The organism is Burkholderia sp. 22PA0106 (assembly GCF_047497155.1).
Lineage (GTDB): Bacteria > Pseudomonadota > Gammaproteobacteria > Burkholderiales > Burkholderiaceae > Burkholderia.
The window spans coordinates 80,230-105,024 of the sequence record NZ_CP163162.1; the positions used below are offsets into that span (position 1 = coordinate 80,230).

Consider the following 24,795-nt stretch of genomic DNA (forward strand, 5'->3'; position numbering starts at 1 on the left):
CTCGCCGCGGTGCGCGGCGAGGGGGCGAAACGAGAGGTGGGTTTGCGAAGTGTTGAGGATTGGTCAGGATCGGGCGGGCAGGTGCCTCATCCCTGATCGTTGCGCAGTGAAAATATGAAAGGAATACTGACTTTCTCCCGCATCGCCCGGCCGTTCACGAGATACGGCTTGCAGGTCATGGCCAGCACGGCCTGGCGCGCGGCCTCGTCGAGGTCGTCGTGCTGGCTGCTCTGCACGATCGAGACGGATTCCGGCAGGCCCTGGGGCGACAGCACCGCGCGAATCACCACGCGGCCGCTCAGGCCGTGGCGGCGCGCGGAGGCCGGATACTCGGGCGCCGGAACGTGGCAGTCGGGGCGGTTCAGCGCGGCGGCGGCGGGCAGGTCGATCACGCTCGATGCGCCAGCCGGCGAGGCGCGGCTCGTGAGGGTGTTCGCGGCGTCCGTCGCGGCCGGATGCAGCAACAGCATGTCGAGCTTCTGCGTGGGCTGCGTCACATCCGATGTGTCGAGGCGTGCGGGCCGGTGAGCGTTGGCATCGGGCTTGAACGACGCGTAGCCGAGATTGAACGAGACGAAGGCGGTCAGCGTCCAGAGCACGATGAAGGTCAGCAGGGTCACCCCGAGGCGCAGCCGCATCGAGGTGACGGGGCGATGCCAGCCGCTGCGTATCCGATACCGGTAGGGGCGGCCGGCCAGCCATTGGGCGCGGAGTTCGGCGGCGTGCGCGGCCGAGCCGCGTGCAAGCGCATACGTCACGCTGATGGCCGCCACGATGGGCCACGCGAACAGCACGCCGAATTCGACCGGACCCAGCAGGTTCAACGGAATCAGCGCCGCGAACAGCAACCACTGCTTGCGGGGCCGGCCCCACTCCACGATGGAGATGCTGGTCAGCGCGGCCGCCACGAGGAGCGGCAGGGCGAACGGCGCGGCGGCGTGAACCACCGCAGCGATGCCCAGCATCGATGCGGCCGCGCCCAGCAGCCCGGCCACGATCCACCACGCTGCAGCCGCCAGTTTCATGCTGTGGCGGTTGGTCCTGAGCGCGAGGGACAGCGAGGTTTGCACCGGCAGGAGCGCGAGGATCAACGGGCCGTTGATCAGGCTCCAGAGCAGGCTGCGCGCGCCGAACACCTCTGCATGAAAGGCCTGCGTGCCCAGCACCGGCGCCAGCATCAGGCTGCAGACGAGCGACATCGAATAGAGCGAAGCGGGCACGGCGGCCATCGCCCAACCGAGCGCGGCGATCAGGCCGAACAGGCCGCCAAGCTGGATGCCCTGCAGGTCGTGCAGCCGCCCTTCCATGAGCGTGATCGAGGTGATCGTCCAGAGTCCTATCCATCCATAGCGGAACGGCGGGCGATCCTCGACGCGCCGATACCATCGACGGGCACGGTCGGGCCAGAACAGCAGGGCGAGGGCCGGCACCACGAGCGCCGTGGCGGCGAAAATCGGCAGCGCGGCGAAGGTCACCCAGGGCGGCGCCCACATCAGCAGCCGGAACGGGCCGGCGGCCACCCACACGATCGCCGCAAACCAGCCGGCCAATACGACGCCGGCCTGCCAGGCGGGTGCCTTCAGGCGCGAGTCGTATTGCGCTTCCCAGAACGCGAGCGTGGCCAGATCGAAGCGATGCGCCACGACATGCCGCGGATGGCCGCGCAGTGCCGCGAGTGCCTTGTTCAACTGGGTGGCGCGTCGGCTCGACAGCAGCATGAGCCGGGCGCGTTGCGGCGACACGGGCGCATTGCTCAGGAGTGCGAATGCCTTGGGCAGATCGTGTTCGATGCGGCGGGACAGGCGATCGGCCTGCACGCGCGCCATCGCGAGGTGACCGACAGTCTGCAGCGCGCGCAGGATGAAGCTCGAATCGCGCTCCCATTGCATGATGTCGGCGATTTCGATGCGCAGCGCGGGGTCGGCGTTGTCGCGGGCGCAGTACTGCGCGCACAACAGTTCGAACGCGTCGCGGGCCGCCAGATGGGCCAGCGCGTCGTCGCGGAGCATGGCGGCCAGCGCGATGGGTTGCGCTGGCGGACCGCGTCGCGAGGCGATGAAGCGCTGCCACGCGGCCGTGGCGATCTCGGTGGGGGAGGCCGGGGGCGTGGGTGGCGACTCCGGCGGCGCGAACCGGGGCGGCGAGGGCGGGTGTGGTACTGCCGGGATGATCGGAGCCGCCGGCGGTTGAATCGCCTCTGGAACGACCGATGCCGCAGGCGGCTGAACCGCCTCCGGCACGACCGGTGCCACGGGCGGCCGAGTTGCTTCGGGATCGTCCGCCACGTCAGGCGCTTGAACCTCATCCGGGCCTGCCGGCCGTACCGGCTTCGCAGCCGCCCGAACCACGGCGTCATCCCGATGCGGTTCATCGCGCGCTTCCCGCGCCTGAGCGATCTGCCGCGCCCGCTCGTAGGCTTCGCGCAGCGCCTGGAACGCGACCGGATCGTCGTCGGGCCGCGTGGTCTTGAGCCGTTGGGCGTAGGCGCGCCGGATGTCGGTTTCGGTCGCGTTGGCGGATACGCCGAGCGTGTCCCAGATCGATGGTACGGAAGAATTCATGCGCGCCGGGTCAGAAGATCTGGCGGGTTTCGAAGTGCTCCAGCACCCGCTTCAGCGCGGCCTGTGCCTGGACGATCGTTTCGGGGTCCTGGGTTTCGAGCACGGACTGGAACGTCACGATCTGCTGCCCGATGAAATGGCGCGGATCGCCCAGCAATTCCTGGAACAGGCGATCGGCGCGCGCCAGCAGCGTGCGGTTCTCGGTGGTTTCGCGCGGATGAATCTTCATCTTGTTCAACGCCTGCAAGCGCGCCGCGATCTCGTCCGGGCTCAACACGCCCGGGTTTTCCTCGATCACCAGCGTGTGCGCCTGGCCGTCGGGCAATTGCCGGGCGATCACTTCGAGCAGCCCGTTGACGTCGTACGTGAAGCGCACCTCGATCTTCACCGAGCCCGCCGGGGCGGCCGGCACATCGATCGGCAGGCGGCCCAGCAGGATGTTGTCGGCCACCGCGTGCGATTCGCCCTGATACACCTTCAGGTTCACGCGCGTCTGGTTGTCGTGCATCGTGTAGACCGTCTTCGCGCGGCTCGCCGGCACGGTGGTGTTGCGCTCGATGAGCGGCAGGAAGCTGCCTTCGCTGACGTGATTCGGCGTGACCTGTGTGGCGACCTCGACGCCGAGGCTGTACGGCGCCACGTCGGTCATCACGATTTCCTCCAGCGCCGCGTCGCGTTGCTTGAGCCCGGCCTGCACCGCTGCGCCCAGCGCCACGGCCTCGTCCGGATTCAGCGACCCCGCCGGCAGCCGGCCGAACAGCAGGCTCGCCATGCGCCGCACCACCGGCATGCGCGTGGCGCCGCCCACCAGGATCACGTCCTTGAGTTCGGCCAGCGGAATCCGGGCGTCGCGCAGGGCGCGCGTCACTGGTTGGCGCAGCCGGTCAAGCAGCGACGTGCACAGCGTTTCGAATTCGGCCGACGTGACGGCCATCTCGTAGGCGGTGCCGTCGAGCGTCGCGCGCATCTGCGCGCTGCCGCCCGCCGTGAGCGCGCGCTTGGCGCTTTCGGCTTCGTGCAGCAGGCGTTGCAGTTCGACGGGGTGCGCGCGCAGCCGTTCCGCGTCGAGCCGGTGCCGCGCGAGGAACGCGTCCACCAGCACGCCGGTGAAATCCTCGCCGCCGAGCATGTTGTCGCCGGCGCTGGCGCGGATCTCCATCACGCCTTCGAAGATGTCGATGATCGAGACGTCGAACGTGCCGCCGCCCAGGTCGAAGATCAGGAATTTGCGCTCGGCGGCGCGCTCGTGCACGCCGTAGGCCAGCGCGGCGGCGGTCGGCTCGTTGATGAGCCGTGCGACGTTCAGGCCGGCCAGGTCGCCGGCCGCGCGCGTGGCCTTGCGCTGGGTGTCGTTGAAATAGGCCGGCACGGTGATCACGGCCTGCTCGACGGGGTGGCCGAGATACGCCTGCGCGTCGGCCTTCAGGGCGCGCAGCACGAATGAGGACAATTCCTCGGGCCGGTAGCTGGCCTGCCCGAGCCGCAGCTTGCGGGCCGTGCCCATGTAGCGCTTGAAGTTGGCGGCGGTCAGGTCGGGGTGCGTATGCAGCCGGTGCAAGGCGGCGCGGCCGACCAGCACGCTGCCGTCGTCGTCGATGCCGACGCAGGACGGCGTGAGAAACTCGCCGAGCGCATTGGGAATCAGAACCGGCGCGCCGTCTTTCCATACGGCGGCCAAACTATGCGTCGTACCGAGATCGATACCGATAATCGTATTCACCCCATTCCCTCGCACGATGTTCTCTCATTCACGGCATGGCCTGTGGCGGCACGCGTGTATTCGGCCTGACGCGCGAGGCTACCATGGAATGCGAAATGCTCGATCTTCAATTTGATCGATTGTTTCGCGATTCAAACTAGGTTGAAGCCGTTTGTAAAAATATTCTCTGCCTGTCATTAAGACGAAGCGTGTCGCGTGTCATTCCGGTCATTTATAGTCGAACGCGCGCGGGCCGACGTCGTGCCGTCTACGGGGATGCACCGACGGCCGTCACGGCGGCTCCGCGTATCGGCAGGCATGGACACATGCGCACCGTGGGCCGGGGCGCATCGATCGTCGTTTGCCTGATTCGATGGGATTTTATTCGATCGTTATAAAACAGAACGTAAAAGGAAACGAATCATGTCGGAAACCGTTCATTTTGGCTGCGCATGCTGCAGTCCGCATATCATGCCGTCGTTCGATCACGCCTCTCCGGAATGGAAAACGCATATCGCCGGTTTGCCGCCATTGCGTGATGGCGATGGCCGGGAGCCGGTTATCTTTTACGGCGGCGCCATTTATCCGGACCCCGAGCGGCCGGAATGGCGTGTCGAGGCGATCGGCATCGCCGACCACAAGGTCATTGCGGTCGACAGCCTCGAGGCTGTGCGCGCGCAGATGCACGATCAGCAGTTCGCCGAGCCGGTGACCGAGTACGCACTCGCCGTCGGCCAGGCCCTGCTGCCGGGCCTGATCGATCCGCATGCGCACCTGATGACGAGTGCGCTCGTCAAATCGTGGACCGACCTGAGCCCGTTCAAGGGCCAGGAACTGCTGCACCCGTACAACAAGGACGTCATCGGCACGCGGCTTGTCGAGGCGGTGAAGGCCGCGAAGGAGGTGACCTCGCCGCCCAATGTCCAGCGCTGGGTGTGCGGCTTCGGCGTGGATCCGTCGCTGATGCAGACGTGGGAGGAGCCCGATGCAAAATGGCTCGACGGCTTCGCGCCGGATACCGGTTCGCCCGACGACGTCGGCATCTTCCTGCTCAACGCGTCCGGCCACATCAGCTATGTCAACACGGTCGCGCTGAAGCGGGCGGGCATCGAGAAGATCTACCAATCAGGCGTCCTGACCGAAGAACATTCCAAGCTCGTGTCGAATCTGCTGCCGGTCGATCAGAACGTCATGCTGGCGAATCTGCTGAAGGTGTTCGCGGAAGCCAACGAGCGCGGCATCACCACGATCTTCGACGCGGGCCTCGGCATGTTGAGCGGGCCTGCCGAGGTCGATACGATGCGCGCGCTGGCCAAGACGACCGCGCTGACGGTGCGGGTGGGCGCCGCGTTGTACGGCAACGATCCGGACGCGCTTGGTGGATGGCTCGCGTTCTACCGGCCGGAGCTCAACAGCGATCCGAACGTGCTGTTCAGCCTGCGCGCGATCAAGCTGATCGCCGACGGGTCGAATCAGGGTTTGACGGGGCTGCAGAGCGCCCCGTACCGATGCTGCAACGAGCATGCGGTGCCGGGCGTCGGCAAGTACGGCCTGTTCAATTTCACGCCCATGCGGGGCCTGGCGAAACAGATGGCGCGGGCGGCCGATGCGGGATGGCCGATCCTCACCCACGCCAACGGCGACGACGGGATCGTCAATGTGCTGGCCGCCTATCAACTGGCGCTCGACAAGGTGCCGCCGCCGGGCGTCGATCGCGACCCGGCGCCCATCAAGGCGCGCCACCGGATCGAACATGCCTCGCTGCTGCACGACAACGCGTTGCAGACCATGAAGCGCATGTCGATTTCACCGAGCTTCCTGATCGGCCACGTCGGCTATTGGGGCAAGGCGTTCTGCGACACGATCCTGGGCTACGAGCGCGCGCAATTGCTGGACCGCTGCGCGTCCGCGCTGGCGGCCGGCATGCGCATCAGCCTGCACAGCGATCACTTCGTCTCGCCGTTCGGGCCGCTGCGATACATGGAGCAGGCGGTCGGCCGCGTGATGGAAGCCACGCGCGTGCCGCCCACCGGCGACGCCGCGACCGGGCCGGTGGAAGTGCTGAACCCGTCGGAGCGCCTGAGCATCGCGCAGGCGCTGCGCGCCGTCACGATCGACGCGGCCTGGCAATGTCACCTCGACACGCAGATCGGTTCGCTGCTGCCGGGCAAGCAGGCCGACCTGGTGATCCTCGACCAGGACCCGCTGACGTGGCAGGCGCTCGACGCGGCAGGCATGCGCGACATCGTGGTGCGGGAAACCTGGGTGAGCGGGCGGCGCGTGTATCCGGCCGCGCAGTAAGCGCGACGGCGGCCGCCAATCGAACGAGCGGCCGGCGCGGCGTGCGAAATGCGCCGGGCCGGCCGCCCCCGCCGTATCGAATCTCAGCGGGCGCGTCCGGCCGAAGCCCCGCTATACTCGCGTCGTCGCGCGCTGCGAGGCACCGTGCCTCGGCCCGCCGGAACCAACAATCGAAAGCGATGTGGAATCTTACTGTCGTCAGGCGGCTCGCCGGGGCCGCCGCCTTGGTCGTATCGGGCGTGGCCGCCGCGCACCCGCATGTGTGGATTCGCTATGCGGCGCGCGTGCAGATGCAGGGCACGGCCGTCACCGCCATTGCCGAAAGCTGGCGCTTCTCGGAAGGGTTCCCGGTGCAGATCGTCGGCATCGATTCCCTGCCCGAGAACGGGCCGCTCGATGCCAAGCAAACTGAAATCTTCCGTAAGCAGGCGTTTTCCTCGCTCGCGGGCGCGCAATATTTCAGTCACCTTTACGTCAACGGCGAAGCGCAGCCGTTCGGCGAGCCGACCGGGTTCCGCGTGTCGATCGATCACGGCAAGCTGGTCTACACCTTCATGCTGCCGCTCAAGGCGCCGGTGGATGCCGGCAGCGCGCGCAAGGTATCGCTCGGCATCTGGGACGAATCGTTTTTCGTGGACTACGAACCGAATGGCGCGACGCCCGTGACGCTCGAAGGCCATCCCGCCGCCAGTTGCACCGCGAAGGCGTTTCAGGATCGCACGCACCCCATCTTCAACGGCCTCTATCTGCCGCAGGCATTTGCTTTGTCATGCTGAGATTCTCACGGCCCGCGATGGCCTTTTTCCTGGCGTGTTGCATGGCGTTGGCGGGCTTCGGTTTGGCCGTGCCGTGTTACGCCGCTGCGCCCACCGTCGATGTATTCGGCCAGCCGATCCGGCCGGCGTCGTCGGCGCCCTCCACGCAAGCTGCCGCGCCGGCTCCGGTTCCGGAGCCGCAGCACACGGTGGTGTTGCCGGAATTCGCGCGCACGCTGCTGGTCACCACGCTGATCTGGCAGGGCAAGCTCAATGCGCATATCGCCGACGTCGCCGCGCAATTGCGGCGTGACGCGTCGCCGTTGGCCTGGCTGACGCTGCTCGCCGTGTCGTTCGCCTACGGCATGCTTCATGCGGTCGGGCCGGGACACGGCAAGCTCGTGGCCGGCGCTTACCTGGGCTCGCGGCGCACGCGCGTGGCGCAGGCCATCGGCCTGGCAAGCTGGGGCGCGGCCGTGCAGGCGATGAGCGCCATCGTGCTGGTGTTCGGTGCGGCGTGGTTCGCGCAGGAGGGCATGTCGAACGTGCTGTCCAACGCGGCCTCGCTTGATGTCGTCAGCTACCTGCTGCTGTGCGTGGCCGGCATCTTCACGCTTTACAACACGCTGACGCGCCGCGATTGCTGCGTGGACCCGGTCGCGATCAAGCTGGTGCCCGACGCGCGCGACACCTCGGACGACGCGCCCGCCTATCTCGGCGCGAAGCTGCGGGTGCATGCCCGTTCGTCGCGCCGCGCGATGGTGGCCAACCCGTCGAGGTGGACGGTGACACTGCAGATCCTCGCGACCGGTTTCGCATCGGGCGTGCGGCCCTGCGTCGGCTCGATCTTCGTGTTGATCGCGTCGGTGGCGGCGCGCGCGCCGTGGATCGGCATCGCGGCCGCGTTCGCGATTGCTGCTGGCGTGGCCGTGACGGTGACGCTGTTCGGCCTCGGCGCGATCGGCGCGAACCGCTTCATCATGGGGCGCGGCATTCGCTTGCGGGCGCGGCTGCAGACGGCGCAGCGCGTGGTGGGGATTACGGGGGCAGTGGCGATCGTGTTGTTCGGGGCGGTGCAGGCGGCGTTGATTTTGACGGGTTATGTGCAACCCGAGTTGACCTGAATTTTTTACGATTGCGCGCCGTCGCAAATCATCACGGCCGTTTCGTCCCACCGCTACAAAGCCGCACCGAAGCTCTGTGCGACTAGAACTCGAGCGCGATCGCACGCGCCTCTTCAATCGCACCGATTCGATCGGCCTTCCCTTCCGCGCCGAGCAACGTGCGCTCGACGACAATCCCGACGACGTCCTCCACCCCCACGAACTTGAGCCAGGTTTCCATGTAGGGCCGCTGGAGGTCGAACTCGCTGGCCGGCGTGAATGAACCGGGAGACGTAAAGTTGAGCCCGCGCGCGTAGACGACCGCCGCCTTTTTCCCGCGCAACATGCCGGTAAAACCCGAGCTGTCGAACGAGAACAGCACGTCCTTCTGCGAGATGGCATCGATCAGATGTTTCAGCTTGTAGGGAATGCTGAAGTTCCACAGGGGCACCCCGAACAGCAGCTTGTCCGCCGCGAGAAAGGGGGCGGCGAGTTCCTTGATGCCTTGCCATGCCTCGGCTTGTGCCGGCGTCAGGGCCACCCCCTTCAGCCCGGCGTATTTCGCGGCCAGGGCGTCGGCGTCGAACTCAGGAATCCTCAGATTCCAGATGTCGAGCTTCTCTATTACATGATCGGGATGCGCCAGCCGGTACGCATCCAGAAAGGCATTGCACACTTCGATCGACGCCGAATGGGCCTTGTTGGGTGAACCTTCGATATAGAGCACGCGAGTCATGCAACCGGTCCTTGTCAGGGTGGTGGCGACGGGCGGAATGCGCGGTCGCTCACCGTGATTCGCAGCGTACCGGGCGACGATATAATTCGGAAACGCTATTAATTTGTCGAATTAACCTGATTTGGTGATCAATGAGCCATCCGCTCGATACCGCGCTCCTCCACACGTTCGTCGCCGTTGCGGAGGCTCGGAGTTTTACCGGGGCCGGTCGTCGGCTGCATCTGAGTCAGTCGGCGGTCAGTGCCCAGGTGGTTCGGCTGGAACAGCAAATCGCGCGCACGCTTTTCGTCCGCAACACGCGCAGCGTCGCGCTCACCGAGCATGGCCAGACGCTGCTCGGATACGCGCGCGCCATGCTCAATCTCAGCGAGGAAGCCAGAGCGCGATTGGGAACGGGCAATATCTACAGCGGCAAGCTTCGGATCGCCGCTTCGGAGGACATCGCCGGGGATTGGCTGCCTGACGCGATGCGCCGCTTTCGCGCCGCGCGCCGTGGGTTGCAACTGGAACTGACGGTCGACATCGGCGACAGCTTGTTTCGACGACACGCCAAGGGCGATTTCGATCTCGTGATCGGCAGCCGGTGTTCCGCCTCGAACAAGGGCGCGACCTTGTGGCGAGAACCGCTCGCCTGGGCGTTTGCGCGTCATGAGCCGCTCCCCGAAGGCGAGCTGGCGTTGGCGTGTTTTCCGGACCCGTGCCCGTTTCGAGAGGCGGCCGTCAAGGCGCTCGCGTTGGCCGACACCCCTTATCGAATTGCGTGCGAAAGCCCGAGTGTCACGGGTATCAGGGCGTTCGCGCGAGCCGGCATTGCCGTGGCACCGGTGCCGCGCAGCGCGATCGACGGCGAGCTGCGCGAACTCGGCCCGGCAGACGGCTTGCCGGTGCTGCCGGATATCGAATTCGTCATGATGTACGACGCCGAGATTCCGGCTGCGGTGGAATTCGCCGAGACGATTTTCGACGAAATCGCACGTCGCACGGGCAGCGTCAAACGCTGAACGCTCCCGGATCAGCCGATATCCGGCGCAAGGATTGCGAACTGGCAGGCCGATGCGCCGGTATCGGCAGAGAGGTCTCTCGCTTCCGCACACCACGCCGCGGTAATCAGGACTGCCGGATACATTCCGGCAACGAGGCCACTCCGACCGCGGGGGTTCCAACCGTGTCATCGAGCCGCAAAACCAGGTGGCCAGTCGCACCTCATCAGAACGAATGGCGCATCCCGACCATCAGGCCCAGTTGTCCCATGCCGGGCGCCGCCTATCACGCGGTCGTGGCCGAACGCGCGGCCGGACGTGAAAGCATCCGAGCATTCCTGGATTGGGTGCGCCGCGAGGCGGAACTGACCGCGCAGGCCCTGGGCGCGTTGTTGCCGATCGGCCCCCGCATCCCCTGAATCGAGGCGGCCGGGTGGTCCGGGCACCGGCAATCGACAGGAAATCCTGACGAGCCCCTCGGGCGATCATCGATTGAATCGATGTTGGTCGTCTGGCGGCTCATTCTTTGCTCATTCTTCTCGCCCAAAATACGGCCGATCGTCCAACTGATTCACCAATCCAGACAATTTTATTGATTGTAGGAAGTTAATTGAAAGTTAAAAAATTCCCCCTGCGCGTCCTGCAGATGGCGGCTCTCGTTATGCTTCCGGTGTTTGCACACGCGGACCAATCGGTTGCTGAAGTTTATAATTCGACATCTCAAACCCTGCGCTTCCCGGCGGAGCATAACCTGTCGATGCGCGAAGCACTCGCCTTCGCCCACGGCGCAGAGCCGAAATCTGCCGATACGTTTCCAATTATTTTCCCGCTCAAGCTGCGCAACAAGGCTCAATTTGATGAGCTGATAAATGCGTTAACTTCTGATTCTGGATATGGCAAGCCTCGCCATCTCAGTGTCGAAGAATTTCGCTCCATTTATGCACCAAGCGACGATCAAGTGCGGCGCGTTGTGGATTATCTGAATCGTCACGGATTTACGCGCATCGAAGTCGCGCCAAACAGGCTGTTTGTTTCCGCCCGAGGAAATTCCTCCAGCATTCAAAGCGCCTTTCAGACTGGAATGCATGTGTTCGCCATGGATGATGGGCGCTCCGTCTATGCGAATACGTCGGCAGCACTGCTTCCGCCCTCGATCTCGTCCATCGTCGACGGCGTGATCGGGCTGGACAATGTCACGTTGCTGCACACAAACGGTCGGCGATCGCCCAACCCCATCAATGATTCGGTGCCGTCACCAGCGGAACTGCGCCGGTCGGCCGAGACAGCGGGGGCTATTCCTTCCGTGACCGGCCATTGGCCGAGCGACTTCGTCGGTATCTATCACGCCGGCAACCTGCCAAGCGGTGCGGATACGACAGTTGGCGTGATTTGCGCTGGCGACAACATCCAACAGGTCGTCAGCGACTTGAGTGCCTACACGAACTTGAGCGATCTTCCCCCGTCAACACGAAGATCATCCAGACCGACTCGTTTCGGTCGGACTATAACGGCAACAACGATCTCGATGAATACGCCATGGACAGCCAAACCATTGTCGGCGTCTCTGGCGGTGTGAGTAACCTGTTGCTCTATGACGCCCCTTCATTGACCCCGCAAGATCTCTCGGTCGCTCTCAACCGTGCGGTCTCGGACAACACTGCCAAGATCATCAGCATGTCGATCGGCGGCAACGAACTTACTTTTGGCGTGGCCGCGAAGCAGCTGATGGACGAAATCTTCCAGGAAGGCATTGCACAGGGCCAAACTTTCGTCATTTCTTCCGGTGACAATGGCGTCTATTCGCGTGCAAATGCCAACAAACTGTTCCATCAAGATCAAGGCGAGCAGCCGATACTCGACACCAACGTCGAAGCGGCCCAACTCGCCAACTACAGCGTCCAGTACCCGGCAAGCTCGCCTTATGTGATTTCGGTGGGGGCCACTACGCTCTATACACGTTTTAACAGCCAGTATGTGGAAGAAGTGCCGATGAACTGGTGGTACAACTACACGTACTTGGGCCGCAATACGGCGCCCCGATTGCAGAGGAATGAAAGCAGCCAGATTTGGGATACGGTATGGGCAAGCGGTGGTGGTATCAGCCACTTCGAGAACGCGCCCGCGTGGCAACAGCATGTTAATGGCGGTTCTCGTATGCGAACGGTACCCGATGTCTCGCTCGATGGTGATCCGCAGTCGGGTGTGTTCGTAATCGAGCAAGGCAAGCGGATACAATACGGCGGCACCAGCCTGTCTGCACCGATCCTCGCAGGGTTTCTCGCACGCTTGCAGACTCAGAACAAAAATCGGCTCGGTTTCCCCGCGCGTGGGCTTTATACGGCGTTCTCAGGGCTCGACAGGTTCGCGCTGCTTAACGAGGTAAAGCTTGCGGGAGCAAACGGCACTGGTAACGGTGTGACTTGGAACGGCGTTAACTACGGCTACCCCTTGACGACGGGCTTTAATTCCGTCTCCGGCTTGGGCAGCATCAATGTGGGCAATTTGGCGAACTATATCAACGCCAATCCAGCCTTATTCAAGTAAGCCGGTAATTCCCCGAGGGTACGCATTGAGGTGGCCTCGGGGTGAGCCGCGCAGGGAATGCTGAACGCCGCTGATCGATGATTTGTCGATGTGCCGCTTCTTCGTCGAGTTCTCCTTGGTCGATAGGAGAAGAGAACTCACTTGCCGTTTGGCTGCACGATTCGACTCAGGTCATATCCTCGAAGGTCGCTAAGCTCTGGCGCCGGCGGTCCACGATCAGCCGCGTGACATCGGGGCGTGCATAATGCCCAGCCAGATCGAAGTTCTGCCTTTCACGCCGTACCGCGCGATGATCCAGCGTGGCGACGATCAGCTCCTCTCGTCCCTGGACCGGTTCCACCACCCAGGCGCCGTCCGGTCCCGCGATGCACGACCCGCCATTGGCCGGCATTTCGGGGCAATGCTCGTTGTTCAGCATGGCCGCCACGGGGCTGTCCAACGGCACATCCTCGCGCCTGAGCAGACCGCTTACGGCAAGCACGTAGCTGCGTCCTTCTCGCGCCAGAAAGCGTGTCGTGCTCTCCGTATTGCGCACATTGCCCGGCCAGAGGGCAACGTGCAGATCCTCGCCTTGCGCGTAGAGCGCCGCACGCGAGAGCGGCATCCAATTCTCGAAGCAATTCAGGCCGCCCACCATGAACGGCCCGACCGGGTGGGTTTGCAGCCCGTGGCCGTCACCCGGCGCCCAGCTTAGGCGTTCTTCGTAAGTCGGCAACAATTTTCGATGCACCGAGGCGATCCGGCCATCGGCGCCGATATGCACGCGCGAGCAATAAACGCTGTGGCCGCCCCGATCCAAGGGGCGTTCGATCACGCCGAGCATGACGGCAATCTTATGCCGCGCGGCGGCGGCGCAGACACCGGCTAAATGTCCTGCCTCCACTTGAACGGCTTGGTCCAGATAATGCGCATGAATTTCCTTCTGAAGCGGCGACTCGAAGCGCGCGCCATCCGTATGTTCGATCCAAAAAGGATAGCCGGGCGCCAAGGCTTCACCGAAGGCCACGAAGCCGCAGCCCGCCTGTGCTGCGCGGCCGATCCAATCCTCTACCTTGGCCAGGGTGGCTTCGCGCTGGAGCCAGATCGGCGCGATCTGCGCCAAGCCGACGGTCAAGCTATCTCTATCCGACATCGCAATTTCCCTCCTTTGACTTATGCACGTTTTGACTGACTTGCATTGTCATCATCGATTTGTGTCGCGATAATCCCCCGAGCCGGAACAGGATTTATGTTTGAAATGCACAAACGAGCACCCATGACACGGCCGCCTACCGATGACCCCAAGTGAGCTGCATTCTCTGTTGCCCGATCTGGCCACCTTCGCTTCCGTGGTCGAGGCCGGCAATTTCTCATCGGCCGCGCGGCTGCTGGGTACCACGCCCTCGACGGTAAGCCGCCAAATGCAGCGGCTCGAGCGGGCGCTCGGCGTCAAGCTGCTCGAACGCTCGACGCGCAGCCTCCGCCTGACCGAATCCGGCACGCAGGTTTATCACTACTGCCACAACATGGTTCACTCGGCCGCCGATGCGGTCGATACCGCCGGGCATCTCAGCGCCGAGGCACACGGCCGGGTCAGTGTCAGCGCGCCGATTGCCTACGCCAAGAGCGTGGTGCATCCGTTGATCGATGGGTTTCTGCGGGCACACCCCCGGGTTCAGGTCCAGCTGTTTTTCGAGGATCGCGAGGTCGATCCGGTGCGCGATCCGATCGATCTCGTGCTTCGGCCCACACCCACGCCGCCGCCGGGTTTAATCGCGCGCCAGCTCGGCACCGTACGTTGGTTGCTCTGCGCATCGCCTGCTTACTTGCGTGAGCGAGGGATACCGGAAGAACCCGAGGCGCTGCGTCAGCACGATTGCTTGCAGCTTGGCGATCACGCCAACGACGGCAAATGGATTTTTCGGCGCGGCACGCAAATGCATACCGTGGAAGTTCACGGGCGCTACATCGTCAACGACGTGAGCGCGCGAACCGACGCCACCTTGTCGGGCTGGGGCATAGCCAGCCTGCCGGATTATGCCGTCAAGGATTTCCTGCGTGAGGGCTCGTTGCGGCAAGTGCTGTCCGACTGGTCGTTCGAACCGCGCGTCTACAGCGGTCCGGTCTGGCTGCTGTATCCGCGTAACCGCTTCCTGCCGCTGAAGGTGCGGGTCATGATCGATTGGTTGACGGAAAGGCTGTCTGGTTCGTAAGTTCAGCAAGCGACGGGTGAGACGGTGAAACTCGTTTTCGCAGTATCCAGGTGCAGAACTGTGTCGCCAGTCGCACATACTCTGTCCCCCATGGCTGCGACGCCCCCCAAAAAAATTTCCAACATCCCCTTGACTATCTACCTTCTAGTAGATAAATTACGACCCATGGAAACGAAAACACCCGTCCGAGACCAACTGCTGGAGCACGCGATCGAGCTGATCATGCTGCGCGGCTTCAACGGTTTCAGCTACCGCGATCTGTCCGAGCGGGTGGGTGTGAAGACCTCGAGCATCCACTACTACTTCCCCGCGAAGGACGACCTGGTGCTCGAAGCGGTGCAGCAGTACAGCGAGCGCGTGATGGCCGGCATCGATACGATCGATGCTTCGCTGGCCGCGGACGCAAAGCTGAGCCGCTACACCAGGCTGTTCGGCAAGACGCTCGGCGATGGCAACCTCATCTGCCTGTGCGGCATGCTGGCAGCCGACATCGAATCCTTGCCGGAAACGGTGCGGCACGCCGTGCAGGCCTTCTTCAGCGCGAACGAGCGCTGGTTGGCGGCACTGCTGGCGCAAGGGGCGAAGGAAGGCACGCTGGCATTCAGCGGCAAGCCGGAGCACGCGGCCCGCACGCTGTACGCGGCCTATCAGGGCGCGGTGCTGGCAAGCCGGTTGTTCCAGCAGAAGGCACGGCTGGATGAAGTCGAAAAGGCGTGGAAAGCACGCGCCTGACGGCGGAGGTCACACAAGAAGACACAAGGCGGTCCACCGCCTTTTTATTGAAGCCGGTTATCTATCTATGAGTAGATAAAATTGACAGGCAACACCAGCAGGACACGTCGTTCGCAACACCCAGCGCAGGCCACCCGGTCTGCATTTTTTGAGTCGCATTGCCTACCTTGTAGTAGATAGGTTTAAAACCGTTCACTTACTCATCAGGAATCAGGAGCCCATCATGTCGATCGAAAACGTTCTCTACCGTGCCCACGCTCACGCAACCGGCGGCCGCGACGGCCGTGCCGTGGTGCCCGAAGGCAAGCTCGATTTCAAGCTGGTCACGCCGCGCGAGCTCGGCGGCGCGGGCGGCGAAGGCGCGAACCCGGAACAACTGTTCGCCGCCGGCTACAGCGCATGTTTCCTCGGCGCGATGAAGTTCGTCGCGGCGCGCGACAAGATCAAGATCCCGGCCGACGTGGCGATCGACGGCAGCGTGGGTATCGGCGCGATCCCGAATGGCTTCGGCATCGAGGTGGAACTGAAGATCGCGTTGCCGGGCATGGAGCGCGAAGCCGCCCAGGCGCTGATCGAGAAGGCGCACATCGTCTGCCCGTACTCGAACGCCACGCGCGGCAACATCGACGTCACGCTCACGCTGGTCTGAGCGCCGTCCGCACACGCTGTTCACCATTACGCCATCGCCATCGTCACCCATATTGCTGAGAAATCCATCATGAAGATCGTCAAGTTCGCCCTGATCGCCACCGCGATCGCCGCCGCCACCTCCGCCTTCGCAGCCGGCCCGGCCAACCCGGCCGTGCCGGCCAATCAACCGGATGCGGTCACGAGCCGCTTCCTCGCGGCACTGAACGGCTCGAAAGGGCCGGGCCTCGAAACGCTGTCGCCCGAAAAGGCGCGGCAGGTGCTGGTGGGTGCGCAGAACAGCGTGAAGGTGGATCTGTCGGGCATCGAGGTGACGAACCGCACGATCGAGCAGGACGGCCTCAGCGTACCGGTTACGATCGTGCGTCCGGAAGGCGTGAAGGGCACGCTGCCGGTGTTCATGTTCTTCCACGGCGGCGGCTGGATTCTCGGCGACTTCCCGACGCATGAACGCCTGGTGCGCGATCTCGTGGTGCAATCGGGTGCGGTGGCGGTGTTCGTCAACTACACGCCGTCGCCGGAAGCGCGCTATCCGGTGGCGATCAATCAGGCGTACGCAGCAACGAAGTGGGTGGCCGCGCACGGCGACGAAATCGGCGTGGACGGCAGCCGCCTGGCGGTGGTGGGCAATAGCGTGGGCGGCAACATGGCGGCGGTGGTGGCGTTGATGGCAAAGGACAAGAGCGGCCCGGCGATCCGCTTCCAGGGCCTGCTCTGGCCGGTGACGGATCACAACTTCAACGACGGCTCGTATCTCGCGTATCAGAAGGATCACTTCCTGACGCGGCCGATGATGAAATGGTTCTGGGATGCCTATACGAAGCAGGAAGCCCAGCGCAACGAGATCTACGCCTCGCCGCTGCGCGCCTCGACGGATGAGCTCAAGGGCTTGCCGCCGGCACTGATCGAAGTCGCGCAATTCGACGTGCTGCGCGACGAAGGCGAAGCCTACGGCCGCAAGCTCGACGCGGCCGGCGTGGAAGCGACCACCACCCGCTACAACGGCACGATCCATGATTTCGGATTGCTGAACGCCCTGGCCGAAGACCCGGCGACCCGCTCGGCGATGAAGGCGATGGCGGACCAGTTGAAGGCGCGCCTGAACTGAGCGGTATCGCATTGCCCCCTGCACCTTGACGCAGGGGCCGCGCGACAGGCTATCCTTGGCGGTTTCGAATCTCACGGATGCCCGCCATGAAATCAACGCCTGAATCGCGCGGCGCCGGCCCCGACGCCGCCGCGCCTGCAGAGGCCGGCGGCGAGCGCACGGAATCGGTCGCGGCGGTCGGCAAGGTCTTCACGATCCTGTCGGCCGTCGGCGCGCGCGGCGCGTGCGACGCGGCCGAGCTGTCGCTGCAACTGGGCATGTCGCGCACGGCCGTGCAGCGGCTGCTGCACACGCTCGACACGCTCGGTTACGTGGTGCGCGAGGCCGGCACCGAACGTTACCGCCTCGGCATCCGCCTGTTCGAACTCGGCGCGAAGGCGCTGGAGAGCGTGGATCTGGTGCGCGAGGCCGATCTGGAGATGCGGCGCATCGCGGCCACCACGCGCGAGGCGATCCATCTGGGCGCGCTCGACGAGGACGCCATCATCTACATCCACAAGATCGACGCCGATTACGGCCTGCGCATGCAGTCGCGCGTGGGCCGCCGCAATCCATTGCACAGCACGGCGATCGGCAAGGTGCTGCTGGCCTGGATGCCCGAGGACGAGCAACGCGAAACGCTCGCGCGCGTGGAGTTCAAGCTGTCCACGCCGCGCACGCTGGCCTCGGCCGAGGCCTTGCTGGCGGTGCTGCCGCAGGTGCGCCGGCAAGGCTATGGCGAGGATGACGAAGAACAGGAAGAGGGGCTGCGCTGCCTCGCGGCGCCGATCTTCAACCGCTTCGGCAATGCGGTGGCGGGCTTGTCGATTTCGTTTCCGACGATCCGCTGCGGCGCGAACACCACCACGCATTACGTCGCGCTGCTGCGCGAGGCGGGGCAGGCGATCTCGGCGCGGATCGGCTATCGCGGCGAGTGGCCGGGGCCGAAACCGGGCGCACCGCGCTGAACGCGCGCGTCGTCAGGCCGCTGTTTTACGCAGCGCACCGCGCATGAACGACACGAAGCGCGCCGTCACGGCATCGTGACGCGCCTCGGGCCAGCCGAGGCCCACGCGCCATTTCGCATCGCGATCCCGCAGCTCCTGCACGGTGGCGTCACGCAGCAAATGCCGTGCGCCCGACGGGATGAACGCCACGCCGGCTCCCGCGGCCACCGACGCCAACACCGATTGCACATCCTCCGCCTGCTGGCTTACGTTCGGCACGAAGCCGCGCGCGCGGCACCAGCGGTCTACCTGCGCCGCGAGGCCCGCGCCGCGCGAGCGCTGCAGCATCACGAAACCGAGATCGTTGAGTGCGTCGAGTTGCGCGGGCACCTTCACTTGCTGCCATTGCGGTGGCAGCGCCAGCGCGAGCCGTTCGTCCAGGACACCGAACGAAGCCAGGCCCGGCGCCGACGGCAGCCGCAGGAACCCCGCCTCCAGCTTGCCGGCCAGCATGCGCCGCGTCTGCTCCGCCGACGACAGATCGCTGAGCGTGATCGATACCAGCGGATGCTGGCGCCGGAATTCGGCGATCAGCGGCGGCACCAGCGTCAGCACCGACAAACAGATGCCGATGCGCAGATGCCCGCGCTTGCCGCCGCTGGTTTCGCGGGCGCGCGCGAGGATCTCGTCGGCATCGCGCACCAGCGATTGCGCGTCGGTCACGAAGGTTTCGCCGAACGTCGTCAGCTCCGCGCCGTGGCGGCCGCGCTCGAACAGCCGGCCGCCCACGCTCGTTTCGAGCGCGCCGATCTGTTTGCTCAGTGCCGGCTGGCTCAGGTGCAGCGCGTCGGCGGCGCGCCCGAAATGGCGCAGTTCGGCGACGGTCAGAAAGGCACGCAGTAGTTTCAGTTCCATTCCGCAGGGTTATCGGATCGATCGAAACATTCATTTTACGTATCGATGGCGAACGCGTTCAATGACATCTCTCTCGATGCCGGCATGCCGGAAAGGAACCGCGATGCGTGCCCGACGCCCGAACCCCTATTGTCCCGCCGACGAAGCATTGCCGGATGCGCTGCCGGTGCAGCCTGCATCACCTGCCGGCAAGCGTGCGCGAGGGCGATTCGCGACGGTCGAGAGCGAGGCGTCGCAGCCGGCGGCAAGCGGCTCGATCGCCGTGAGCTTCGCGATCGTCTCGTTCCGCAATTGGCCTCGGCGCGGTTTGTAAGGTCCGAACCCGCTCAGGCCGTGCCGGTTTTGCGATCCAGCCCTGCCAATGGCGCGCCGGCCAGTTCGCCGAGCAGGCGCCGCGCGTTGTCGCGGCAATCGATCGTATCGGGCTTGTTTTCCACCTGGCCGATCAGCGCGAGCAACCGCGCCTTGCTGAGCGCGAGCTGCTGCTCCATGGCCTCGATGTCGGCGATCTTGGCGCGCAGCTTCGGCACCAGGTCGCCGTGCTGCCAGTTCGACAGGTCGTCGGGCAGCATGCTGCGGATTTCGTCGAGCGAGAAGCCGGCCTGCTGGGCGCGCACGATCACGGCCAGCACCAGTTGCGCCTCGGCCGTGTATTCGCGGTAGCCGTTGGCCTGGCGCATGGCTGCGCGCAGCAGCCCGCGGGCTTCGTAGAAGCGGATGCGCGACGCGGCCAGGCCGGTGCGTTTGGCCAGTTCGCCGATTTTCATCGTGATGCCCCCGTGCTTGACATTGAAGCGAACTTTAATCTTATCGTCGGCTTCATTCAATGCGGGGAGCCGCTCATGTCACTGTTCGATTCGTTAACCTTACCGAATGGCGCGGTCGTGCCGAACCGCCTCGCCAAGGCGGCGATGGAGGAAAACCTCGCCGACGCCGATCACGCGCCCTCGGCCGCGCTGGTGCGCTTGTACCGTGCCTGGGCGGACGGCGGCGCGGGGCTGATCCTGACCGGCAACGTGATGGTGGACCGCCGCGCGATGACGGGGCCGGGCGGCGTGGTGCTCGAAAACGACGTGCATCTGGCGCGCTTCACGCGCTGGTCCGACGCCGCGCGGGCGGGCGGCGCGCAGGTCTGGATGCAGATCAACCACCCGGGGCGGCAGATGCCGGCGGCGCTCGGCCAGCCGACCGTCGCGCCGTCCGCCGTGCCGCTGGACATGGGTGCGTTCTCGAACCGCTTTCCGGTGCCGGAGGCGATGAGCGAGGCGCGCATCGCCGATGTCGTGCAACGCTTCGCGCGCGCCGCGCAACTGGCCGAGGCGGCCGGTTTCACGGGCGTGCAGATCCACGCGGCGCACGGCTACCTGTTGAGCCAGTTCCTGTCGCCGCTGGCGAACCGGCGCACCGACCGCTGGGGCGGCTCGATCGAGAACCGTGCGCGGCTGCTGATCGAGGTGGTGCGCGCCGTGCGCGAGCGCGTGAGCTCCGGCTTCGCGGTGGCAGTCAAGCTCAATTCGGCCGATTTCCAGCGCGGCGGTTTCGATGCCGACGACGCCAGGCAGGTGGTCGAGATGCTCGGCGCGCACGCGGTCGATCTGATCGAGCTGTCGGGCGGCAGCTACGAGGCGCCGGCCATGCAGGGCCAGGCGCGCGACGGGCGCACGCTGGCGCGCGAAGCCTATTTCCTCGAATTCGCGCGCGACATCGCGGCGGTGTCGCGCGTGCCGCTGATGGTGACGGGCGGGATTCGGCGGCGCGCGGTGGCCGAGCAGGTGGTGGCCAGCGGCGTGGCGATGGCCGGCATCGCCACCGCGCTGTCGATCGATCCGGCCCTGCCGCGCCGCTGGCGGGCCGGCGAGGACGTCGCGCCGGTGCTGCGCCCGGTCACGCTGAAGAACAAGGTGCTCGGCGCGATGGCCAATATGGCGATGGTCAAGCACCAACTGGTGCGCTTGAGTCGCGGGCGGCGCACCGATCCGCAGGTCTGGCCGGTCGGCGCGCTGATCCGCCAGCAGCTTGCGGATGCCTGCCTGACGCGCCGGTATCGCCGCTGGTCGGCCAAGGGCGGTTGAAGGCTGTAGAAAAATTGTCGACGAGATGGCTGATTCAGCGCGAATTGGCAGGATCGAAAATCGGCAAGGCAGTAGAAAATCTACTGAATCAATGCAGATTTGATGATTCGACACGCGTGCCGTGCCGTCCTACAGTGCCGAATGCACGAGGCGGGCGTACCGGCCGCCTCCCATTCATTCGGAATCTCGGGAGAAATCATGTCTGCACAGAAAGTTGCGCTCGTCACGGCCGCCGGCAAGGGCATGGGGGCCGAAATCGCCCGCGAACTGGCCGCGCAAGGCTATCGCGTGGCGTTGATGTCGCCGTCGGGCAGCGCCGTGCGTCTGGCCGAGGAACTGGGCGGCTTCGGGCTGGCCGGCTCGGTGACCGAGGACGCCGACATCGAGCGGCTGGTTGCCGGCACGCTCGAGAAGTACGGCCGCATCGACGCCGTGGTCAACAACACCGGCCATCCGCCCAAGGGCGACCTGCTGGCCGTCGAGGATGCGCAGTGGCATCTCGGCCTCGATCTGATCGTGCTGAACGTGGCGCGCGTGCTGCGCCGCGTGACGCCGGTGTTCCAGAAGCAGGGCGGCGGCGCGGTGGTCAACATCTCGAGTTTCGCGGCCGATGCGCCCGAGCAGTCGATGCCGGTGTCGTCGGCGCTGCGCGCCGCGCTCAGTTCGTTCACCAAGCTCTACGCGGACCGCTACGCCAGCGAGAACATCCGCATCAACTCGGTGCTGCCGGGCTTCATCGACAGTTGGCCGGAAACGCCGGAAATCGTCGCGCGAATTCCGGCCGGCCGCTTCGGCAAGACCCAGGAAATCGCGAAGACGGTGGCGTTCCTGCTGTCGGAAGGCGCCGGTTACATCACCGGGCAGAACATTCGCGTGGATGGCGGGATCGTCCGCTCGCAATAAACCAGCTCGTGTCGCATCGACCACGCCGGCGGCGCCTCGTGCGCGCGCCGGCGTGGTCGTTTGGGGCTGCGTACGTCGCGCCGCAAGAGAACATCAACGCAACTGCACGGCTGCCAGGCACAGCACCATCCCGCCGATCGCGCCGTCGAGCAGGCGCCACGCGATCGCCTTCTTGAACCACGGCGCCAGCAGGCGCGCACCGTAGCCCAGGCCGACGAACCACACCAGGCTGACCACCATCGCGCCCACCGCGAAGGCCGAGCGCGTGCCTTCGGCTTCGCGCGCGCCGGCCGTGCCGATCAGCAGGAACGTGTCGAGATAGACGTGCGGATTGAGCCAGGTCAGCGCGAGCGTCGCGACGATCACCGTCCACGCGCGTTGCGGCGGCGGCGCGACGCCGCCGGCCGCGCCGGTGTCGAGCGTGGCATGGCCGGGCTTCAGCGCGCGCCGTAGCGCGCTCAGGCCGAACCACGCCAGATAGGCGAGCCCGGCGTAGAGCACGCCGTGGATGAAGGTCGGGTAACGCACCACCAGCGCCGAGGCGCCGCCGACGCCGGCCGCGATCAGCAGCATGTCGGAGAGCGTGCAGAGCACGACGATCTTGCCGACGTGCGCGCGCTGAATACCCTGGCGCAAGACATAGGCGTTCTGCGCGCCGATGGTGACGATCAGCGAGGCGCACAGCGCCACGCCGTGGGAGAAGGCGATCCAGTTCATATAGATAAGGGACAGTAGACTTGGGCTTCGGATGGCGCTAGTCTGCGGCTTCGGTATGGCTAAGAAAAGCTAATTTCCCTAATGCGGATGAAGGAAAACTGATGCTCGACTATGCGTTGCTCGACGCGCTGGCGGCGGTGATCCGGCACGGATCGTTCGAACGCGCGGCGAAGGACCTGAACGTGTCGCCGTCGGCCGTCTCGCAGCGCATCAAGCTGCTGGAGGAGCGCGTCGGCGCAGTGTTGGTCAAGCGCGGGCAGCCGTGCGTGGCGACCACCTCGGGCGCGCTGCTGTGCCGCCATACCGAGCGCGTGCAGTTGCTGGAGGCGGAGCTGTCGGGCCAGGCGCCCGAGTTGCCCGGTATCGGCGGCGCGTGGCCGACCTTGCGGATCGCGGTGAACGACGACAGCGTGGCGACCTGGTTCATCGATGCGGTCGGCCCGTTCTGCTCGCAAAGCGGCACGCTGCTCGATCTGGTGATCGACGATCAGGATTACACGGCGGAGCGGATTCGCGACGGCAGCGTGCAGGGCGCCGTGACCGCGCAGGCCGAGCCGATTCAGGGCTGCCGCTCGACACGGCTCGGCAGCATCCGCTATCACGCGGTTTGCTCGCCTGAATTCCATGCACGCTATTTCTCGGACGGCCTCACGCGCGATGCGCTGCGCCGCGCGCCGTGCGTGACGTTCAGCCCGAAGGACAGCCTGCAATCGCGCTTCATCCGCCGCGCCACGCGCGCCGATCTCGATCCGCCGAAGCACTGGATTCCGCACGTGGCCGGTTATTTGCGCGCGTGTGAGACGGGGCTGGGCTGGGGCATGTGCCCCGATCGAATGATCGAGCGGCAGGTGGCGGCAGGCGAGATGATCGATTTGTCGGCAGGACGCAGCATCGACGTGGAGCTTTACTGGCAAAGCTGGCGGCTGTCGATCGGCTGGCTCGACGAATTCAGCCGGGCCTTGAAGACCGAGGCGGCGCGTTGGCTCGATTGATTCGATCGATGCGCGCGAAGGTAGTGATACAACGACACGGCGCCCCGAAGGGCGCCGCGCGGTATTGCTGAGGACAACCGATGAAGCCGTGATGCATTGCCGCCTTCACACGGCGCGCAGCCCGTCGAGATCGAGCACGTGCACGATGCGGCCTTGCATCGACAGCAGGCCGGCGCGCTGGAACTTCGACAGCGTGCGGCTGACCGTTTCGAGCGTGATGCCGAGGTAGCTGCCGATTTCCTCGCGCGTCATGCGCAGGTTGAATTCGGACGACGAATAACCGCGCACCCGGTAGCGCGAGGAGATGTCGAGCAGGAAGGCCGCCACGCGCTCGTCGGCGTTCAGCGAGCCGAGCAGCACGGATTGGGACGTTTCGCGCACGATCTGTTCGCTCATCAGCTTGAGCACGCGCGCCTGCAGCGTGCTGGCTTCGGTGCACAACGAACGCAACGGCGAGTAGGGGATCACGCAGACGGTGCTGTCTTCCAGCGCGACGGCGGTGCGCGGATGCTGATCGCCGGCGATGCCGTCGAAGCCGAGCGCCTCGCCGGCGAGGTGCAGGCCGGCCACCTGCTCGCGGCCATCCTGGCGCGTGGCGACGGTTTTCAGTGCACCGGAGCGCACCGCATAGAGGCTGTCGAACACATCGCCTTCACGGAACAGCGTTTCGCCGCGACGCACCGGGCGCGCGGCGCCGATGACCGATTCGAGGCGCTCGACCGCCTCGTTGCTGAGGCCCTGTGGCATGCAGAGATGGCGCATCGAACAGGTCGAGCAATGGGCGGCCTGGTGAGGTGCCCAGGAAGTGGTGGCGCGGGGGCGGGCGGGTTGACGCGTGATGGGGGTCAGCATGGTGGTGCTCGCTCAAGGAATCGCAACCGAAACATTTTCCCACCGGGGTTTCCCCGAAC

23 protein-coding genes are annotated in these 24,795 nt (G+C 65.2%); 15 read left to right on the forward strand and 8 right to left on the reverse strand.

Annotation, left to right across the window (positions count from 1 at the left end; all coding sequences use genetic code 11):
* Positions 1–86: 86 nt before the first annotated feature.
* Together AB4850_RS00370 and AB4850_RS00375 are read right to left on the reverse strand one after the other, a co-directional pair.
* Complete coding sequence (locus tag AB4850_RS00370; protein WP_414440647.1) at positions 87–2,561, reverse strand: TonB family protein; 2,475 nt, start codon at positions 2,559–2,561, stop codon at positions 87–89.
* Positions 2,562–2,571: 10 nt separating this feature from the next.
* Complete coding sequence (locus AB4850_RS00375) at positions 2,572–4,281, reverse strand: molecular chaperone HscC (RefSeq protein ID WP_414440648.1); 1,710 nt, start codon at positions 4,279–4,281, stop codon at positions 2,572–2,574.
* 450 nt (positions 4,282–4,731) lie between these two features.
* On the opposite strand from AB4850_RS00375, the gene AB4850_RS00380 reads away from it, so the two are divergent.
* From AB4850_RS00380 to AB4850_RS00390, 3 genes are all read left to right on the forward strand, one after another.
* Entirely contained in the window at positions 4,732–6,561 is a 1,830-nt protein-coding gene (locus tag AB4850_RS00380) for an amidohydrolase (RefSeq protein WP_414440649.1), read from the forward strand.
* A gap of 179 nt (positions 6,562–6,740) precedes the next feature.
* A complete protein-coding gene (locus AB4850_RS00385; protein ID WP_414440650.1) occupies positions 6,741–7,337 on the forward strand; it encodes a DUF1007 family protein in 597 nt (198 codons plus the stop codon).
* Positions 7,338–7,378: 41 nt separating this feature from the next.
* A complete protein-coding gene (locus AB4850_RS00390) occupies positions 7,379–8,440 on the forward strand; it encodes a nickel/cobalt transporter (RefSeq protein WP_414440651.1) in 1,062 nt (353 codons plus the stop codon).
* Positions 8,441–8,522: 82 nt separating this feature from the next.
* On the opposite strand, the gene AB4850_RS00395 is transcribed toward AB4850_RS00390, so the two are convergent.
* Complete coding sequence (locus AB4850_RS00395) at positions 8,523–9,155, reverse strand: FMN-dependent NADH-azoreductase (RefSeq protein WP_414440652.1); 633 nt, start codon at positions 9,153–9,155, stop codon at positions 8,523–8,525.
* 131 nt (positions 9,156–9,286) lie between these two features.
* Between AB4850_RS00395 and AB4850_RS00400 the strand changes: the two genes are divergently transcribed.
* The 4 genes from AB4850_RS00400 (at position 9,287) to AB4850_RS00415 (ending at position 12,679) form a co-directional block, all read left to right on the forward strand.
* Positions 9,287–10,156 (forward strand): LysR substrate-binding domain-containing protein, encoded by an 870-nt coding sequence (locus AB4850_RS00400; RefSeq protein ID WP_414440653.1) that lies wholly within the window; start codon positions 9,287–9,289, stop codon positions 10,154–10,156.
* Between the two features lie 248 nt (positions 10,157–10,404).
* Entirely contained in the window at positions 10,405–10,554 is a 150-nt protein-coding gene (locus AB4850_RS00405) for a hypothetical protein (protein WP_414440654.1), read from the forward strand.
* 191 nt (positions 10,555–10,745) lie between these two features.
* Positions 10,746–11,711: a protease pro-enzyme activation domain-containing protein gene (locus tag AB4850_RS00410; protein ID WP_414440655.1), complete on the forward strand. Its 966-nt coding sequence runs from the start codon at positions 10,746–10,748 to the stop codon at positions 11,709–11,711.
* Positions 11,672–12,679, forward strand: a complete 1,008-nt coding sequence (locus AB4850_RS00415) for a S8 family serine peptidase (protein WP_414440656.1) — start codon at positions 11,672–11,674, stop codon at positions 12,677–12,679. Before AB4850_RS00410 ends, AB4850_RS00415 begins: the two co-directional genes overlap by 40 nt.
* Positions 12,680–12,845: 166 nt before the next feature.
* Here AB4850_RS00415 and AB4850_RS00420 read toward each other — a convergent pair whose 3' ends face one another.
* Positions 12,846–13,793, reverse strand: a complete 948-nt coding sequence (locus AB4850_RS00420; protein WP_414440657.1) for a carbon-nitrogen hydrolase family protein — start codon at positions 13,791–13,793, stop codon at positions 12,846–12,848.
* A 160-nt stretch (positions 13,794–13,953) separates the two neighbouring features.
* Between AB4850_RS00420 and AB4850_RS00425 the strand changes: the two genes are divergently transcribed.
* The 5 genes from AB4850_RS00425 (at position 13,954) to kdgR (ending at position 18,306) form a co-directional block, all read left to right on the forward strand.
* Positions 13,954–14,871, forward strand: a complete 918-nt coding sequence (locus tag AB4850_RS00425) for a LysR family transcriptional regulator (RefSeq protein WP_414440658.1) — start codon at positions 13,954–13,956, stop codon at positions 14,869–14,871.
* 165 nt (positions 14,872–15,036) lie between these two features.
* A complete protein-coding gene (locus tag AB4850_RS00430; protein ID WP_414440659.1) occupies positions 15,037–15,603 on the forward strand; it encodes a TetR/AcrR family transcriptional regulator in 567 nt (188 codons plus the stop codon).
* A gap of 223 nt (positions 15,604–15,826) precedes the next feature.
* Positions 15,827–16,252 (forward strand): organic hydroperoxide resistance protein, encoded by a 426-nt coding sequence (locus AB4850_RS00435; RefSeq protein ID WP_414440660.1) that lies wholly within the window; start codon positions 15,827–15,829, stop codon positions 16,250–16,252.
* Between the two features lie 69 nt (positions 16,253–16,321).
* Positions 16,322–17,359: an alpha/beta hydrolase gene (locus AB4850_RS00440; protein ID WP_414440661.1), complete on the forward strand. Its 1,038-nt coding sequence runs from the start codon at positions 16,322–16,324 to the stop codon at positions 17,357–17,359.
* Between the two features lie 86 nt (positions 17,360–17,445).
* A complete protein-coding gene (gene kdgR / locus AB4850_RS00445) occupies positions 17,446–18,306 on the forward strand; it encodes a DNA-binding transcriptional regulator KdgR (protein WP_414440662.1) in 861 nt (286 codons plus the stop codon).
* Between the two features lie 12 nt (positions 18,307–18,318).
* Here the strand turns inward: kdgR and AB4850_RS00450 are convergent, their stop codons facing one another.
* Complete coding sequence (locus AB4850_RS00450; protein WP_414440663.1) at positions 18,319–19,200, reverse strand: LysR substrate-binding domain-containing protein; 882 nt, start codon at positions 19,198–19,200, stop codon at positions 18,319–18,321.
* 326 nt (positions 19,201–19,526) lie between these two features.
* Positions 19,527–19,967 (reverse strand): MerR family transcriptional regulator, encoded by a 441-nt coding sequence (locus tag AB4850_RS00455; protein WP_414440664.1) that lies wholly within the window; start codon positions 19,965–19,967, stop codon positions 19,527–19,529.
* A gap of 75 nt (positions 19,968–20,042) precedes the next feature.
* Between AB4850_RS00455 and AB4850_RS00460 the strand changes: the two genes are divergently transcribed.
* Positions 20,043–21,272, forward strand: a complete 1,230-nt coding sequence (locus AB4850_RS00460; protein ID WP_414440665.1) for an NADH:flavin oxidoreductase/NADH oxidase family protein — start codon at positions 20,043–20,045, stop codon at positions 21,270–21,272.
* A gap of 198 nt (positions 21,273–21,470) precedes the next feature.
* On the forward strand, positions 21,471–22,175 hold the full coding sequence (locus tag AB4850_RS00465) for an SDR family oxidoreductase (protein ID WP_414440666.1): 705 nt from the start codon (positions 21,471–21,473) through the stop codon (positions 22,173–22,175).
* A gap of 93 nt (positions 22,176–22,268) precedes the next feature.
* On the opposite strand, the gene AB4850_RS00470 is transcribed toward AB4850_RS00465, so the two are convergent.
* Positions 22,269–22,892 carry a LysE/ArgO family amino acid transporter gene (locus AB4850_RS00470; RefSeq protein ID WP_414440667.1) on the reverse strand — a complete coding sequence of 208 codons (624 nt, stop codon included), beginning with the start codon at positions 22,890–22,892 and terminating at the stop codon, positions 22,269–22,271.
* Between the two features lie 101 nt (positions 22,893–22,993).
* On the opposite strand from AB4850_RS00470, the gene AB4850_RS00475 reads away from it, so the two are divergent.
* Complete coding sequence (locus AB4850_RS00475; protein ID WP_414440668.1) at positions 22,994–23,884, forward strand: LysR family transcriptional regulator ArgP; 891 nt, start codon at positions 22,994–22,996, stop codon at positions 23,882–23,884.
* A 105-nt stretch (positions 23,885–23,989) separates the two neighbouring features.
* On the opposite strand, the gene fnr is transcribed toward AB4850_RS00475, so the two are convergent.
* Positions 23,990–24,736, reverse strand: a complete 747-nt coding sequence (gene fnr, locus AB4850_RS00480) for a fumarate/nitrate reduction transcriptional regulator Fnr (protein WP_414440669.1) — start codon at positions 24,734–24,736, stop codon at positions 23,990–23,992.
* Positions 24,737–24,795: the final 59 nt, after the last annotated feature.